General features: G+C 64.0%; 16 protein-coding genes. 6 read left to right on the forward strand and 10 right to left on the reverse strand.

Annotated features, from left to right (window positions below):
• The first annotated feature begins 25 nt into the window (after positions 1–25).
• Positions 26–640 (forward strand): 2-hydroxychromene-2-carboxylate isomerase, encoded by a 615-nt coding sequence (locus V6093_RS02445; protein ID WP_019751801.1) that lies wholly within the window; start codon positions 26–28, stop codon positions 638–640.
• Here the strand turns inward: V6093_RS02445 and V6093_RS02450 are convergent.
• From V6093_RS02450 to V6093_RS02470, 5 genes are all read right to left on the reverse strand, one after another.
• Positions 613–912: a hypothetical protein gene (locus V6093_RS02450; protein WP_267826980.1), complete on the reverse strand. Its 300-nt coding sequence runs from the start codon at positions 910–912 to the stop codon at positions 613–615. The two genes, V6093_RS02445 and V6093_RS02450, sit on opposite strands and share 28 nt — an antisense overlap.
• Before the next feature lie 2 nt (positions 913–914).
• Entirely contained in the window at positions 915–1,460 is a 546-nt protein-coding gene (locus tag V6093_RS02455; RefSeq protein WP_003248033.1) for a cupin domain-containing protein, read from the reverse strand.
• 81 nt (positions 1,461–1,541) lie between these two features.
• The gene (locus V6093_RS02460) at positions 1,542–2,747 is read right to left on the reverse strand and encodes an MFS transporter (RefSeq protein ID WP_047604963.1); all 1,206 of its coding nucleotides are present in this window, start codon (positions 2,745–2,747) and stop codon (positions 1,542–1,544) included.
• A gap of 81 nt (positions 2,748–2,828) precedes the next feature.
• The gene (locus V6093_RS02465; protein ID WP_274094454.1) at positions 2,829–3,362 is read right to left on the reverse strand and encodes a cytochrome b; all 534 of its coding nucleotides are present in this window, start codon (positions 3,360–3,362) and stop codon (positions 2,829–2,831) included.
• Entirely contained in the window at positions 3,359–4,411 is a 1,053-nt protein-coding gene (locus V6093_RS02470) for a catalase family peroxidase (RefSeq protein WP_267826985.1), read from the reverse strand. Before V6093_RS02470 ends, V6093_RS02465 begins: the two co-directional genes overlap by 4 nt.
• A gap of 124 nt (positions 4,412–4,535) precedes the next feature.
• Between V6093_RS02470 and V6093_RS02475 the strand changes: the two genes are divergently transcribed.
• Together V6093_RS02475 and V6093_RS02480 are read left to right on the forward strand one after the other, a co-directional pair.
• Complete coding sequence (locus V6093_RS02475; protein WP_004577197.1) at positions 4,536–5,057, forward strand: sigma-70 family RNA polymerase sigma factor; 522 nt, start codon at positions 4,536–4,538, stop codon at positions 5,055–5,057.
• The gene (locus V6093_RS02480; RefSeq protein WP_003248043.1) at positions 5,054–5,806 is read left to right on the forward strand and encodes an anti-sigma factor; all 753 of its coding nucleotides are present in this window, start codon (positions 5,054–5,056) and stop codon (positions 5,804–5,806) included. Before V6093_RS02475 ends, V6093_RS02480 begins: the two co-directional genes overlap by 4 nt.
• A 40-nt stretch (positions 5,807–5,846) precedes the next feature.
• Here the strand turns inward: V6093_RS02480 and xthA are convergent, their stop codons facing one another.
• On the reverse strand, positions 5,847–6,659 hold the full coding sequence (gene xthA, locus V6093_RS02485) for an exodeoxyribonuclease III (RefSeq protein ID WP_003248046.1): 813 nt from the start codon (positions 6,657–6,659) through the stop codon (positions 5,847–5,849).
• A 162-nt stretch (positions 6,660–6,821) separates the two neighbouring features.
• On the opposite strand from xthA, the gene V6093_RS02490 reads away from it, so the two are divergent.
• The 3 genes from V6093_RS02490 to V6093_RS02500 are packed head-to-tail and all read left to right on the forward strand — an operon-like array spanning position 6,822 to position 12,938.
• Positions 6,822–7,472 carry an N-acetyltransferase gene (locus V6093_RS02490; protein WP_004576713.1) on the forward strand — a complete coding sequence of 217 codons (651 nt, stop codon included), beginning with the start codon at positions 6,822–6,824 and terminating at the stop codon, positions 7,470–7,472.
• A gap of 52 nt (positions 7,473–7,524) precedes the next feature.
• A complete protein-coding gene (locus V6093_RS02495; protein WP_144000565.1) occupies positions 7,525–9,267 on the forward strand; it encodes an autotransporter assembly complex family protein in 1,743 nt (580 codons plus the stop codon).
• Positions 9,264–12,938, forward strand: coding sequence for a translocation/assembly module TamB domain-containing protein (locus V6093_RS02500; RefSeq protein ID WP_406669690.1), 3,675 nt, complete (start codon positions 9,264–9,266; stop codon positions 12,936–12,938). The genes V6093_RS02495 and V6093_RS02500 overlap by 4 nt, the downstream gene beginning before the upstream one ends.
• Before the next feature lie 19 nt (positions 12,939–12,957).
• On the opposite strand, the gene V6093_RS02505 is transcribed toward V6093_RS02500, so the two are convergent.
• From V6093_RS02505 to V6093_RS02520, 4 genes are all read right to left on the reverse strand, one after another.
• Positions 12,958–13,512 carry a DUF2589 domain-containing protein gene (locus V6093_RS02505; RefSeq protein WP_047604960.1) on the reverse strand — a complete coding sequence of 185 codons (555 nt, stop codon included), beginning with the start codon at positions 13,510–13,512 and terminating at the stop codon, positions 12,958–12,960.
• A 74-nt stretch (positions 13,513–13,586) separates the two neighbouring features.
• On the reverse strand, positions 13,587–14,231 hold the full coding sequence (locus V6093_RS02510) for a DUF2589 domain-containing protein (protein ID WP_012052541.1): 645 nt from the start codon (positions 14,229–14,231) through the stop codon (positions 13,587–13,589).
• 65 nt (positions 14,232–14,296) lie between these two features.
• Positions 14,297–14,677: a Mor transcription activator family protein gene (locus V6093_RS02515; protein ID WP_003248057.1), complete on the reverse strand. Its 381-nt coding sequence runs from the start codon at positions 14,675–14,677 to the stop codon at positions 14,297–14,299.
• A gap of 251 nt (positions 14,678–14,928) precedes the next feature.
• Positions 14,929–15,387 carry a hypothetical protein gene (locus tag V6093_RS02520; protein ID WP_014861322.1) on the reverse strand — a complete coding sequence of 153 codons (459 nt, stop codon included), beginning with the start codon at positions 15,385–15,387 and terminating at the stop codon, positions 14,929–14,931.
• Between the last annotated feature and the right edge of the window lie 134 nt (positions 15,388–15,521).

Genomic DNA, 15,521 nt, shown 5'->3' on the forward strand with positions numbered 1-15,521 from the left:
CCGTTAACACGCAAGGACCGTCACCATGCACACGTCTGTCGATTTCTTTTTTGACCTGGGCAGCCCGGCCAGTTACCTGGCCTGGACCCAACTGCCGAACCTGTGTGCCCGCCACGGTGCTACGCTGCGCTACCGGCCAATGCTGCTTGGCGGGGTTTTCCAGGCTACCGGCAATGCTTCGCCGGCCATGATCCCGGCCAAAGGGCGCTACATGTTCACCGACCTGGCACGCTTTGCCCAACGCTACGGTGTGCCGTTCGGGATGCCGCCGGGCTTTCCGGTCAATACCCTGACTTTGATGCGCGGCGTGACAGGTACCCAGTTGCATTCACCGGATCGGTTCGAGGCATTGCTATCGGTGCTGTTCACTGGGCTGTGGGTACAGCGCCGCAACCTGAGCGACAGCGCTGTGCTGAATGAAACACTCGTGCAGGCAGGCTTCGACCCGCAGGTTTTTCATGCCCTGGCCGCTGACAGCGAAGTAAAAGCCGCGCTAAAGCAGGCGACCGAGGCCGCTGTGGCGCGCGGGGTGTTTGGCGCGCCCACCTGTTTTGTCGGTGACGGCATGTTCTTCGGCCAGGACCGCCTGGACTTTGTCGAGGAGGCGCTGCGTCAGGGGGCCAGCAGCCTCTCCAGCTGAGTGCGCTCCCACAGGCTGAGCAGGTCGGTGGGGTTGGTGCCATAGCGCTGCCAGTGTTCGAGCCCGGCCTGTTCACCGTCGGGGGCTTGGCAATGAACGCAATGCGCCAAGCCTTCAGTATCCAGGGCCAACGTCAGTTGCCAGCCCTGGATGCCGACATCGACCAGGCCGCCATCGCGGCGTGCAGCCACCTCAAGGTGATGCACGCCAAGGGCCACATTACGCAGGCACTGATAGACATCCCGGGCGCTCAGTGAAGGTCTGTGCGTCAAGATCAGAAATTCGCCGGCGTGTTGGCGCTGATGATCTCGGCCTCATCCGGGCCGATGTTCTTGAAACTGTGCGGCAGGGTCGTGGGGATGTAGTAGCCGTCGCCCGAATTGAGGACGCTGACCTGGCCGTCGACCCACAGCTCGACGGTGCCACGGGTGACCAACCCGCATTCTTCGCCTTCAGCGTGCACGATCGGCTCGCCAGAGTCGGCGCCGGGTGCGTACAGCTCACGCAGCATGCGCATTTGGCGGCCTTCGACGCTGGCGCCAACCAGCAGCATGCGCAGGCCATTGCGGCCCAGGTCGGGTTGTTCGCCACCACGGAATACGTAGCGTTCCTCACGCACCGGCTCGTCGAAGCTGAAAAACTCCGCCAGGCTCATGGGGATGCCCTCGAGCAGTTTTTTCAGGGAGCTGACCGAAGGGCTGACGCGATTCTGCTCGATCTGCGAGATCGTCGAATTGGTCAGCCCGCTGCGACGGGCCAGTTCCCGTTGGGAGAGGTTGTTGCGTTCACGCACCAGTTTGAGTCGCGTCCCCGTGTCCATAGCCGCCTTGTAATCAGAGGTGTCAATAATAATGAGCGATGCGCATTAAAACACACTCTGCGCCCTTGCGCGCTGTGCTTCTCAAACCCGCTGCTCACGCGGCATTGGCCACAGCCCGACCAGCAGCAACAGCACGGCCACGGCCAGGAATGGCAAGCGCGGATCAAGGGCATACACCAAGGTACCGGCGAGCGGCCCGATCACCGCGCCCATGCCTTGGGCGGCGCCAATGGAGCCGGCCGTGGCGCCTTGTTCGGAGGCCTGCATGGCATTGGCCGCCAGTGCCGAAAACGCCGGGAAGACGAAGCCCATGCCGGCCGCCGCAACAAAATAGCAAGCCCACAGCCAGGGGGCCGTGCTGGCCAGCGAGCCACAGGCAAAGCCCAGTGCCGATACCGTGGCACCCACCCGGATCATCTTCAGCGGTGGCCACTCCAGTTGGCGCAGTATCACCTGGGCCAGCATCAGTGCCACACCCACGGTGGTCAGGGCGATGCCAGCCGCCTGGGCCGCTTCGGCAGGGCCCAGATGCAAACGGTCAAGGGCAAAGAAACCGACGATGATCTGCGACACGGTCACGCTGAGCATGGCGCTGAATGCCACCAGCAGCGGCCGGCGCAGGCGCGGGTCGTTCAGCCGCACCGGGCTGGGGGCGTGGCTGTGCGGCAGCGCCTGTGGTTTGAGGGTGAAAAACAGCACGAGGAAGGCAGTGGCCGGCAGCAGCGACATGATATGGAACGGCAGGCTCAGGCTGTGCCGCGCCAGCAGTGCGGCCAGCGCCGGCCCGACCACCAGACCGACGGCGTTGGCCGCCCCCAGTGAGGCCATGGCCCGCGCCCGGCGTTGCGGCTCGACATGGTCGGCGATCAGCGCATTGCAGCCTACCGGGATGGCGGCATAAAAGGCGCCGATGCAACCACGCGCGATCATCAGGCCGATGAACGCCAAGGTCGCCCCCGGCATCCAGCGCAGTGCGCCTTCGACGAACAGGCACAGCAGCCAGTAGGCCAGGGTGAAGCCGGCGCTGCCCAGCAGCAGGATGCGCCGGCGGCCCAGGCGGTCTGCCGCGCGGCCCCAGGGCCGGGCCAGCAGCACCCAGACCACGCCGGCCACGGTCACGGCGGCGCCAGCTTGCCAGGTGGCCATGCCAAGCTGGCGGGCTATCGGGCCGATCAGGGCGACGAACGCCATCATCGACATGGTGCAGGCCATGTTGGCCAGCAACAGCGGGCGCAGGTTCAGGGTGCTGGCAGGCAGAAGGGTTGCAGGATCCTTTGCGACGTTCATGGGCAGTCCAGGGCAGAGTGGCAAACAAAACCGATATTATTAGGAATCATTATCGATTGTCGAACCCCGTGCTGCTACCGTTCACTCGCTGCGGTGCAAGGGGCCAGGCCACATGCTACGCAACACACCGTCACGGCGCACCCACGCATGCATCAAAGCGGCCCCCACATGCACCAGCACCGTGGCAAACAGCAGGTAGCCGGCCCAGCCATGGGCCTGGCGCAACACAGCATATAGCTGCAGGTTGTGGGGGGCGATGGCGGGCAAGCCGAACGGGCGCGGGTAATCGCCTGCCGACAGCATGGCCCAGCCCAGCAGCGGCATGGCCAGCATCAGGCCATAAAGCAGCAGATGCGAGGCTCCGGCGGCCCAGCGCTGCAGTTTTGGCAGATCGTTCGGCAGGGGCGGGTGAGGTAGGGTCAGGCGCACAGCAATGCGCAGTACCACCAGCACCAGCAGGGCCAGCCCGGTGGCCTTGTGCAGGCTGATCAGCACCGGGTGGCGTAGCGACAGGTCGGCGACCATGCTCACGCCGATGAACAGCATGGCCAGAATCAGCACGGCCATCAGCCAGTGCAACACGCGGGCGAAAGGGTGGAAGGCTTGAGGTTTCATGGCTTGGCTCCGGTGCTGAGCGATTCGCGGCTACGGCGGTTGAACGATTCGGAATAGGCGGCCGAGCGGGCGGCGAGGATCGGGTCGGCTGATGCCTCTATGCCGCGGGGCAGGATCAGCGGGTCGAAGTTGAGATCGCGGCAGGCCCCTTGCTCGGGGGCGTCTACCTGTTCCAGTACCAGAGTGCCAGCGTCCACGCTGCGCCGCTCGGCGGGCCACGGCCGGGCAGGGTCGTCCACGGCATCGCCAGGTTCGGCCAGTACCAGGCGCAGCGTCCAGCGCAACGGGCCTTGGGCAAGGCGCTGCTGCAAGTCGTGTTGCAGGAATTGCTTGTCATCAACCTGCGCGGGTAATGCCGCAAATGCAGTTTGTGGCTCGAGCTGCCAACGCACCGGGTGGGCCGCACCCGCTGCGTCGATCAGGTGGAAGGCATTGATACTGTGGTACTGCGTGTTGGCGAAGCTGTTGCTGGGTTTGTAGCCCGCCGCCCATTGGCGAAACGCCGCGCTTTCCGGGTGAGCGGCGAAGAACGCCTGCAGCTTGCCAGGGTCCGGTTTGCCGGTTGCCGGGTCTGGTGCGCTCGCCAGTACTTGCTGGTAGAACCCTTGCGGCGTGCTGACTGCCAGCACCGGAGGGTTGTTCATGCCGGTCCGCCAGACCTGGCCATCGTCGGTGCTTAGCTCAATCGCCAGGCTGCGTACGGGTATACCCGTATCCGGGGCGAACGGGTTGGCGCCGCCGATGGCAAAACGGCCCACCACCGGCACCCGTTGCTGGCTGAAGGCGCGCGCCGTGGACAGGTTGGCGGCCTGCCCGCTGGCCTGGAAGTAGCCGCTCACGCACAAGCCCTTGGCGTGGTTCTTGCGGTAGCCGGGGTAATGCCCGGCCTGGGCTTCGAAGGTGTCGATGATGCGCTGTGGCGTCAGTCGGGGTTCGCCGAGCCAGCCAGCGGCATAGGCAAAGCCGGCACCTGCGGCCAGCAGCACGCCGCCAATGGCGGCCAGGCGCAAGGCTTTGGCCGAGCCGTGCAAGGGTGTGTTCATGGTCATCGTCCGGTTCAGTGAAGGTGCCAGTACGACGTGTCAGAGAAAAAGTTATTCCCTCATTGGGAATAGAATGTGTTCACAGGCGTCTGCCCTTTACACTGACAACCCCAGAGGCCGGGACCTAGCCATGCATGATTTGGACGACCACCAGTGGCGCGAGCTGCTGGCCCGCCTGCGCCGCTTTGCCGTGTGGCTGACCCGCGAGCCGGGCAGCGCCGACGACCTGGTGCAGGCCACGGTCGAGCGGGCCCTGAGCCGTCGCGACCAGCAGCGGGACGCTGATGCCCTGCGTGCCTGGCTGTTCACCATCCTTTATCGACAGTTCCTCGACGGTAAGCGCCGCGAGCGATTGCATGCGCGCTGGTTGTCCTGGTTCGGCCGTAACGAGCACGACGATGAGCCGGTCGGTGACAACCTCGAAACCATCGTCCTGGCACAGGCCGACCTGCAGGCGTTTGCCCGGCTGACGGCGGAGCAGCGTGCCTTGTTGTTGCTGGTCAGCATCGAAGGCTTGAGTTACAAGGAGGCCGCCCAGGCCTTGGGCATCCCCATCGGCACTGTGATGTCGCGCCTGTCGCGCGCGCGCAATGCCTTGCGCGAACTGACCGAGGGCAACCCCCAGCCACCGGCCTTGCGGAGACTGAAATGAAGCGCCTGATCCCCAGCGATGACGAATTGCACGCTTACGTCGATGAGCGCCTGGAACCTGTGCGCCGGGCCGAAGTGCAGGCCTGGCTGGCGGCCAACCCGCAAGCTGCGGCACGGGTGGAAGGCTGGCGCGCCGATGCCCGGCGGCTGCGCACAGCGCTGGCCGGATTGGGCGAGCTGCCCGGTGCGGCGCAGCTGGACCTTGGCCAGTTGCGTCGGCAATTGCGCCAGCGTCGGCAGCGGCGTTGGGCGGCGGCGGCGGTGGTGATGCTGGCGTTGGGTGTGGGGGGCTTGGGCGGCTGGCAAGTGCGCGATGCAACCTTGGCGCGGGTCGACCTGCCCATGGCTGATGCTGTTCAGGCGCACCGTTTGTTCGCCAGCAGTGAAGCACTGGATATCCAGGCCAGTGATCCTGGGCGGTTGCGCGACTGGCTAGGCCGCCATTTCAGCCGGGTGGGCCAGTTACCGGACCTGGCGGGGTATGGCTTCAAACCGGTGGGCGCCCGCTTGCTCAGCAACGAGCAGGGGCCGGCTGCATTACTGGTATTCGAAGATGGCAAGGGCCAGCGCATCAGCCTGTTCCTGCGCTCGCCGGGCGACCTTTATCGGCGCATGCCGGACGGGCAGCGGGTCGATGGCCAGCTGGAGGCACGGTACTGGTCGCATGGGGCTTATAACTTTGCCTTGGTCAGCGCGGCGGACGATGTGCGTGGGGCGGGGGTGGGGGAGGCGTTGAGGTTGGGGTTGTGAGAGTGGGCCCAAGGTGTGCACCTTGGGCCCGTTACCCGAATCAGCTCAACTCCAGCCAGATCGGCGCATGGTCCGACGGCTTTTCCATCCCGCGCAGCTCATAGTCCACGCCCGCTGCCTTGATGCGCGGCACCAGCGGCTGCGAGGCCATGATCAGGTCGATGCGCAGGCCGCGCTTGGGCTCGTCCTCGAAGCCGCGGCTTCGGTAGTCGAACCAGCTGAAACGGTCGGTCACCTCCGGGTACAGGTGGCGGAAGCTGTCTACCAACCCCCAGCCTTTCAAACGTTCCATCCACTCACGCTCCTCCGGCAGGAAGCTGCACTTGCCGGTCTTCAGCCAGCGTTTGGCGTTGTCCGGGCCAATGCCGATATCACAGTCTTGCGGCGAGATGTTCATGTCGCCCATCACCAGCACTGGCTGGTCGTTGCGGAACTGGCTTTCCAGCAGTGCCTGCAGGTCGCTGTAGAAGCGCTGCTTGGCCGGGAACTTGGTGGGGTGGTCGCGGCTTTCGCCTTGGGGGAAATAGCCGTTCATGATGGTGATCGGGCTGCCGTTGGCATCGGCAAAGGTACCCCAGATGAAGCGGCGCTGGGCATCCTCTTCGTCGGTGGCAAAGCCCTTGTGCAGGCTCAGCGGCGGCTGGCGCGACAGCAGGGCCACGCCGTAGTGGCCTTTCTGGCCATGGTAGTGCACGTGGTAACCCAGTGCCTGCACGTCGGCCAGCGGGAACTGATCGTCGCTGACCTTGGTTTCCTGCAGGCCGATCACGTCCGGCTGGTGCTTTTCGATCAGCGCCGCCAGCTGATGCGGGCGGGCCCGCAGGCCGTTGATGTTGAAACAGACGATCTTCATGGAAAGACAATCCCGGTAAAAGGCGCGATGCTAGCCGACATCGACCTGCATCACCAGCATGGCGGCCAGGCGAGCCTGCTGCTAACGTGCTGTTGGGGGTGAACGAAGCACGCTGGGGCACCTCCAAGGCACTGAACGCCCATTCCAGGAGGTCTGCCCGCAATGCCCGAAACCACAGCCGCCCCGGCCCGTGTCTGCCTGCTCGACGATGGTTACAGCCGCGAGGCACGTTCGCTGCTGTACAACGCCTACCGCCACGAGCCCACCTTCGCCTACATCTTCGAAGCCCAGCGCCCCGGGTATGAGCGGCGCCTGCGGGTGATGGTGCGCGAATGGGTGCGCCAGCACTTCTACCTGCAACTGCCCGCCATCGGCCTGCTGGTCGAGGACCGCCTGATTGCCCTGGCCCTGATCGTGCCGCCGCAGCGCCGGCTGGGCGTGGCCGACAGCTGGGCCTGGCGCCTGCGCATGATGCTGGGTACCGGCCTGCGCTGTACGCGGCGCTACATGGACTACCAGGCTGCATTGGCCAGCTGTCTGCCCACTGACCAGGTGCATGTGTTGCCTTTGCTGGGGGTGCACCCGCAGTTTCAGGGCAAGCACTATGGCGAGCAATTGTTACAAGCTGTGCACGACTGGTGCGCGGAAGACCCAGGCACCCAAGGGGTGGTGCTGGACACCGGTAACGAGCACTACCTGGCTTTTTACCAGCGTCAGGGTTATGAGGAAATTGGTGAAGTAGCTGTAGGACCAATCCGAGAGAGGGTGTTCTTTCATCCTAATCCAGTCTCTTCAAAACCCGCTTTTGCCTGAACAGGCCGCCGGGCGGCTCCCTTGAGCGCCTGGCTCTGGTAGCATGCGCCGCATGACGTATTCAGGAAGATTGACCTGGGGCCTGGTATTCTGGGTCGCCAGTTTCGCAGCATGGGGCCAGAGCGAGTTGTTGGTGAAGGTGAAACCGGCCAACAAGGCGCTCAAGGCCAATGTCGAAGGCTATATAGGCACATTGGGTGACCGCGACGAAGAAGCACTTTTACGCTTCAGTCGCGGGGCAGAGGAGCAGGCGCGCAAAGCGGCGCAGGCACTTGGCTACTATCAAACGCAGATCGATACTGAGGTCAAGCCTGCCAGCGACGCCGACCATCCCCCGCAACTGATCATCAGCATCAACCCGGGCGAACCGATTCGCCTGCGCAACGTGACCGTGCGCATCGAGGGCCCTGCCAGCGAGATGAAGGCCTTCCGCGTGCCTAACAGCAAGGCCCTGCGTGCGGGTGAACAACTCAATCACGGCCATTACGAGGATGCCAAGCGGTTGATCCAGAACCAGGCGTCGCGCTATGGCTTCTTCAGTGGACGCTTCAGTAGCCAGCGCCTGGCCGTTGACCCACAAGCGGGTGTGGCGGATATCGAACTGGTCTACCAGAGTGGCCCGCGTTATCGCCTGGGCGCCGTCACCTTCGGTGGCGACGCGCCGCTGGACGAGGACCTGCTGCAGCGCATGGTTTCGTTCAAACCGGGCACCCCTTACGACTCGGAACTGATCGCGGAACTGAACAACGACCTGCAATCGAGCGGCTATTTCGAAGGCGTGCGTGTGGATGCGGCACCCAGTGCTGCTGTGGGCGAAGAAGTCCCGGTGGATGTTCACCTGGAAACCCGTAAACCACGCACCATGGGCCTTGGCCTGGGCTTCTCGACCGACGTCGGGCCGCGCGGCAAGGCCAACTGGACCCGCCACTGGGTCAACCCACAAGGCCACAGCTATGGCTGGGAAACCGAACTGTCGGCCCCGCGCCAGAACGTCGGCCTGTGGTATGACATTCCGCTTGATCCGCCGCTGACCGACAAGCTGCGCTTTGCCGGTGGCTACCAGAACGAGGAGCTTGCCGGCACCGACACGCTCAGCAAGCTGTTGACGGTCGGCCCCGAGTGGCACAGCAAGCTGCCCAGTGGCTGGCAGCGGGTGATTTCGCTCAAGTACCAACGCGAAGAATATCGCCTGGGTGACGACTCCGGTTTGAGCAACCTGCTGATGCCAGGCGTCAGCTATTCCTTCCTGCGCAGTGACAACCGTATCGATCCGCACAACGGCTATCGCCTGCAGTTCGATGTTCAAGGTGCCAAGGAAGGGCTGGTTTCCGACACCAACCTGCTGCACGGCAACGTATTGCTCAAAGGCCTGACCACGCTCGGCCACAACCACCGCTTTCTCGGGCGCGTACAGTTTGGTGGCAGTGCGACCAATGGCTTCAAGAACAACATTCCGCCGTCGCTGCGTTTCTTCGCGGGTGGCGACCAGAGTGTGCGCGGTTACGACTACCAGACCCTGTCGCCGAAGAACAGCGACGGTGACCGTATTGGCGGGCGCTACCTGGTGGCAGGCAGTGTCGAGTACCAGTATTCGCTGACCGAAAAATGGCGGGTCGCGACGTTCGTTGACCAAGGCAACTCGTTCAACGACCTGGAGCTGCCCAGCCTCAAGACCGGTGTCGGCTTTGGTGTGCGCTGGGTATCGCCGGTCGGGCCGCTGCGCCTGGACCTGGCCAAGGCGCTGGATGACGAAGGGGGCATTCGCCTGCACTTTTCCATGGGGCCCGAGCTGTGAAACGCGTAATCAAATTTACTTCACTGGGCCTGCTGGGGGGCGTCGCGAGCATGGGCCTGGTGCTCGGCTTGCTGCTGGGTACCCAGGCCGGCAGCCGCTGGGCACTGGGCAAGGTGCCGGGGCTTGAAGTGGCCGACTTCCAGGGTCGCCTGGCGGGCAGTTGGCAGGCCAGCCGGCTGACCTGGGCCGACGGCGGCAGCACGGTAGAGATGCAGGCGCCGTCGCTGGCCTGGTCGCCTGCTTGCTTGCTGCGCGCTACCTTGTGCATTGACCGGTTGCAGGCAGACCGCATTGACATGGCCTTTGCGCCAAGCACCGAACCGACCGAGAGCGCCCCGCTGCAATTGCCGACCCTGCGCTTGCCGCTGGCCATCGAACTGGGTGAGGTCAAGGTCGGGCAGCTGCGCCTGGATGGCAGCGACCTGCTTGGCGATTTGCAACTGGCTGCGCACTGGACCAGCAGCGGGATACGCATCGACAGCCTGCGGCTGCTGCGCGACGACCTGCAATTGAGCCTACAGGGTGACCTGCAACCCGAAGGCGACTGGCCGGTAACACTACAGGCGCAATTGCAGTTGCCTGCGGTAGACGAAAAACCCTGGCAACTGGCACTGACGGCCAATGGCCAATTGCAGAAGACGTTGGAGCTCGCCGGCACCAGCAGTGGTTACCTCGATGCCACATTGAGCGGGCAGTTGCAGGCATTGGCCGAGCACCTGCCGGCGACCTTGCACATCCGCTCCGACGCTTTCAAACCGGCTGGTGCGTTGCCTGACACCTTGCAATTGAAAGCGCTCGAGCTCGATGCCAAGGGCGATCTGCTCGATGGCTATCAACTGTCTGGCAGGGCCAGCCTGCCGGCCGAGCAGTCACCGATCGCCTTGGTCCTGTCCGGCCTGGTAGACAGTAAAGGCGCCAGGCTCGATGCCCTGGACCTGACCGCCAGCGACAGCCAACGGGTCAAGCTGCAAGCCACGGCTGACTGGCAGCAAGGCCTGAGCGCCGATGCGCAGCTGGACTGGCAGGACTTCCCGTGGTTGCGTCTGTACCCACTGGAGACACCGCCCGAGGTCACCCTCAAGCGCTTCAATACCCAGGTGCATTATCGTGATGGCAATTACCAGGGAACTTTCACGGGGGACCTGGACGGCCCGGCAGGAGCGTTCAGCCTGGCCAGCCCGTTCGAAGGTGACCTCACCCAGGTGAAACTGCCGCAGTTGGCGCTGACCGCCGGCCAGGGCAAGGCAGCCGGCAGTGTCGCCGTCCGTTTTGCCGACACCCTGGCCTGGGATGTCGACCTGCAGCTCTCCGCGCTCGACCCGGCCTATTGGCTGGCCGAGCTGCCCGGTACCCTGGCGGGGCCACTGCGCAGCAAAGGCGAACTGAAAGGCGATGCACTTACCCTCGATGCCCAGCTTGACCTCAAAGGCCGCCTGCGTGGCCAGCCAGCCATGCTCAAGGCCGAGGCCCAAGGGGCAGGGCAAAGCTGGACCCTGGGCGCACTGGCTATCCAGCTGGGTGACAACCGCATCAACGGCAGTGGCAGCGTGCAACAGCGCCTGGCGGGGCAAGTCGACCTTGACTTGCCGCGCCTGGGCCAGTTGTGGCCAAGGCTGCAAGGCGGGGTCAAGGGCCGGCTGGATGTCGCCGGCACCTTGCAGGCCCCGCAAGGTACGCTCACCCTGCAGGGCCAGCGCTTGGCCCAGGGCGAAAACCGCCTGCAGCAGTTGGACCTGGATGCCCGCCTGGACAACGCCCAACGCGGTGTAGTCGGGCTCAAGGCAACCGGTATCCACCTGGGTGATACCGCCTTGGGCACGTTGCAGGCCAACGGCAAAGGCGACATTCGCCAACAGGCCTTGACCCTCGCGCTGGATGGCCCGCAGCTCAAGCTCGACCTTGGCCTGGATGGCCAGTTGAACAAAGGTGACTGGCGCGGACGCTTGGCCACTGGCCGCATCCAGGCCGGTGGCCAGGACTGGCAGTTGCAGGCGCCCGCACGCCTGCAGCGGCTGGCCAGCGGCCAGCTTGACTTCGGGGCCCACTGCTGGCGCTCCGGCCAGGCAAGCCTGTGTGGCGACGACCAGCGGCTGGCCCCCGAACCGCGCCTGCGCTACCACCTCAAGCAGTTCCCGCTGGGCAGCCTGGCCCAGTGGCTGCCGAAGGACTTTGCCTGGCAAGGCCTGCTCAATGCCGATATCAACCTGGACATCCCGGCCAGCGGCCCCAAGGGCACTGTCGTTGTCGATGCCAGTGGTGGCACCTTGCGCGTGCGCGACAAAGGCCGTTGGGTCGATTTCCCTTACCAGGCCCTGCGCCTGGACAGCACGCTGGCACCGCGGCGCATCGATACGCGCCTGGCGTTTCGCGGTGAGCGCCTGGGTGAGCTGAACGTCAACGCCCGGCTCGATCCGCTGGGCAAGAACAAACCGTTGTCGGGTGATTTCCGACTGGCCGGGCTGGACCTGTCGGTGGCCCGCCCATTCGTGCCCATGGTCGAACGCCTGGCCGGGCAGCTCAATGGCAGTGGTCGGCTTTCAGGCACCTTGCTGGCACCTCAGGTCAACGGCAACCTGATGCTCAGCGGTGGCGAAGTCAGTGGCGCCGAGCTGCCGGCCAGCCTTCAGGACCTGTCATTGCAGGCGCTGATTGCCGGCGAGCAAGTGCAGCTCAACGGTAACTGGCGCAGTGGCGAGGCGGGACGTGGCCAGTTGAGCGGCAACCTCACCTGGGGGCAGGCACTGGGCATGGACGTGCGTCTGCAAGGCCAGCAACTGCCGGTCGCGGTCGAGCCCTACGCCACACTGGAAGTTGCCCCGGACCTGACCTTGCGCCTGATCGATGACAAGCTGGCGGTGACCGGCAAGGTGCAGGTGCCCAAGGGCAAGATCACTGTACGAGAGCTGCCGCCGTCCACGGTCAAGGTGTCGGATGACACGGTAATCGTCGGTCACCAGACCGAGGAAGGCAAACCACCCATGGCAATGGCCATGGACATCGATGTCGAAGTTGGCCGCGACAAGCTGTCGTTCAGCGGCTTCGGGCTGACTGCCAACCTGCTGGGTCATGTGCACATCGGCGATAACCTCGATACCCGTGGCGAACTGAGCCTGGCAGACGGCCGCTACCGTGCCTACGGCCAGCGCCTCACCATACGCCGGGCGCGTCTGCTGTTCGCCGGCCCGATTGACCAGCCATACCTGGACATCGAAGCGATCCGCAAGGTTGACGATGTGATAGCCGGCATCCGCCTGAGCGGCAGCGCCGAGCAGCCGACGACCAAAGTGTTCTCGGAGCCGGCCATGAGCCAGGAGCAGGCGCTTTCGTACCTGGTATTGGGGCGGCCATTGGGCAATACCGGCGAAGATAACAACATGCTCGCCGAGGCGGCCCTGGGCCTGGGCCTTGCCGGGAGCGCCGGCATAACCGGCAGCCTGGCGTCGAGCCTGGGGATCGACGACTTTCAGCTGGATACCGAAGGTTCTGGCAACAGCACCAGCGTGGTCGCCAGCGGTAACCTTACCGAGAAACTCAGCCTTCGTTACGGGGTGGGCGTGTTCGAACCGGCCAACACGATCGCGTTGCGTTACAAGCTGAGCAAGAAGGTTTACCTCGAGGCCGCCAGTGGGCTGGCAAGCTCTCTGGACATCTTCTACAAGCGCGACTTCTAGGCCCGCAGCGTGGCGGCCATCAACGGACGGTGGCCGCCTCGATGAACTCGTTGGTGTCGGGTGAGGGCGGTGGAGTGGTGGCGCGTACCGGGACGATCAGGTTGGTGTATTCCTCGATCAACCGGTTCAGGGCCTCTGGCGGTTCGCTCGCCTGGAACTGCATGCGGATCTGCACTTCGTCGGGGTCGCGGTTTTCGCCCTGGCGGCCTTGGCCACCAATGGTGACCTTGAAGCTCGCGGCCTTGCTCTCGCTCGCGGTCAGCAGTGCCTGCTGCGCCTCGGTGCCTTTGACCCTTACCGACAGGTCGACCTGCATGCGCTCAAGGGCCAGGCCTTTCGGTGACACCAGCGCAAACAGGGGGACGCGCATGATGTGCTGCCCATCCATGGCCACCTCGACCATCTTGGCTTTCATGGGGGCGCCCAGCGCTTGGGTGTCGCACTCGAAAAACTGGTCGAACAGGTTGATGTACTGCTGGGCAATCAGGCTGTTGGTGGCACTGGCGGCTTCTTGCAGGCCGCGGGTAATTTCACGCAGGTCAATGGAGGTCATGGGGGCGGGGGACTTTTGCAACGATTCGACTCCTCAGGCCAGGGTGTGCCCCTCCGGCTACCGGCAGGAGGGGCTATGGGTCAAGCGCTAGCGTTTTACGGGGTCGGTAGGTTTGCAGGCGCGGCCCGTTTCAAGGTGTCCGCCTGGGATATTTCGTCCGGGCTTTCCAGTGCGGCGGTTCGGACAATGGTTGGCTTGGTTGCGGCGTCAGTGAGGAACTCGATTACCCTCATCATCGCTTCGGGCGGTTCCTGTCGCTTCAGGGTCGTGTTGAAGGCATAGCGGGCACGGGTGTCTGTTTTACGGGTTTGCGTGGATTTGTGGCTCACGCTGCCTTTCACGTTAAGCCTGAACGGCCCCCATCCCAGTGAGCCGGTAGCTTCTGCACTCATGTCCTTGTTGGAAACATCTTCCGACATCTGGTTGATAACCAGCTCGAACTCTACATTACCCTCTTCGATGGAAATGTTCGGGTGGGTAATGGCCGCCATCAGCGGCACTTTCATGGTCTTGCTGACCACCCCTTTGTATTCGCCCTGTTCGTCGACGATGGTTTCGTCGTAGTCGAACTGGATGGCTACTGCCTTGCCATCCTGGACGCATACCTGCATCAGGAAGTCGGCGTAGGATTTGCTGGCGGTGACCTGCGCCTGGACCATGGCCTGCAAGGGACCGGCGATCATGCGGTCCATCGGCAGGGCATTGATCACGGAGCCTATAAGGCTGTTATCTAACGACATATCGGGAAGCTCGCTCTATCTAGTGGGTTAAGGCCGCCGCGAATAGCAGCCAAGGTGTCCGGGCGTCAGCGCGTGCAAAGCTCCTGGCGCCGGATGTTGCCGATCTGTCGCAGGCTCAGGCCGTACTTGTTGGCCAGCAGGCTGCGGGACAAACCGTTGGCGCTTTCCTTCTGGATCTGCTGGTTGCGCAGCTGACGCAGAAAGTGGTCAGCCTTGGGGATCTCCAGGGCGACCCCGGCAAAGCGCTTGATCAGTGCGTCGAGCGCTTCGGCCGGCAGCACGTCAGCGAGCTTGGTGCGCTCGCGGTGCTTGGGGATGTACTTGGGCCTGCCGCCGTAGGCGCAGGTCAGTTGGTAGGCGTTTTCGATGCCGATACAGTCGATCAGTGCCTGCAGCGAGTGGGGCAGTTGGCTGATATCGATCTGGCTCAAATCTGGCATTTGCATATGGCGCTCCTTCGGGGTAGATGGGATGTGCGACCCGATCACCCGCGGCGTTATGTCGAAGGTGTGAGCAAATTCTGTGCGACAGCCGAGGCGCGTCGCTAGGCGGCATATGGGTTGGGGGTTGTAGCTTCGGTGAACAGGATTTGCAGGCAGCGATATCTGGCGCTGTAGGAAATGGCGTCGACATCTGGCTGTGCTTCCTGGTTTCCTGTCGGGTCGCTCGCGATGATGCGGAGCGGGTGCGGCACCCCTCAATCGCACGGGTAGCTGCTCAGCAAGCTGGCGCTACCCAGATAGGCTTGAGGGGTGGCGCGCATGCCCGGCGGCAACGTGCGCCAATCGACCAGCAGGCACAGCGCGTGCAACGGCTGGCCGTTGCGCTGGCCGATGACCTGGTCGGCAAAGTGGCGGCGGTACAGTACCTGGGTCTGATTCAGAGGCTGTGCCTGGTCGGCCTGCGCCAGCGTTTGTCGGGCCAGGTCGGGCAAGCGGGCTGTGGGCACGCTGAAATGTACCGGTGCAGTTTCGGTCTGCAGGTAACCGGCCTGGCGTACGCGTTGCCACAGTTGTTGCCATTGGCTGGCACCGGCATGGGTGGCCAACTCGCGGCCCAGTTCGAGCAGGTGCTCGGTCGGCGTCTGCTGGGTGTCCAGTGCATGAAGGGAGAGCGGGGTCAGTAACAGCGATGCGAACAACAGGGGTTTGTACATGGTGCCTCCGGCGTGGGTGCTAGGAAGCCCCATGCTTTCAGGCTGACGTCACCCCACCCAGCAGGAAATCCAGCGCCGGGGGCGGTGACCGTTGTATCATTGCCGCGGCTCGTTGCGAGCCATTTGCCCCTGAT

The sequence above is a fragment of the Pseudomonas putida group bacterium ESBL64 genome, from assembly GCF_045277175.1.
Classification (GTDB): domain Bacteria; phylum Pseudomonadota; class Gammaproteobacteria; order Pseudomonadales; family Pseudomonadaceae; genus Aquipseudomonas; species Aquipseudomonas alloputida.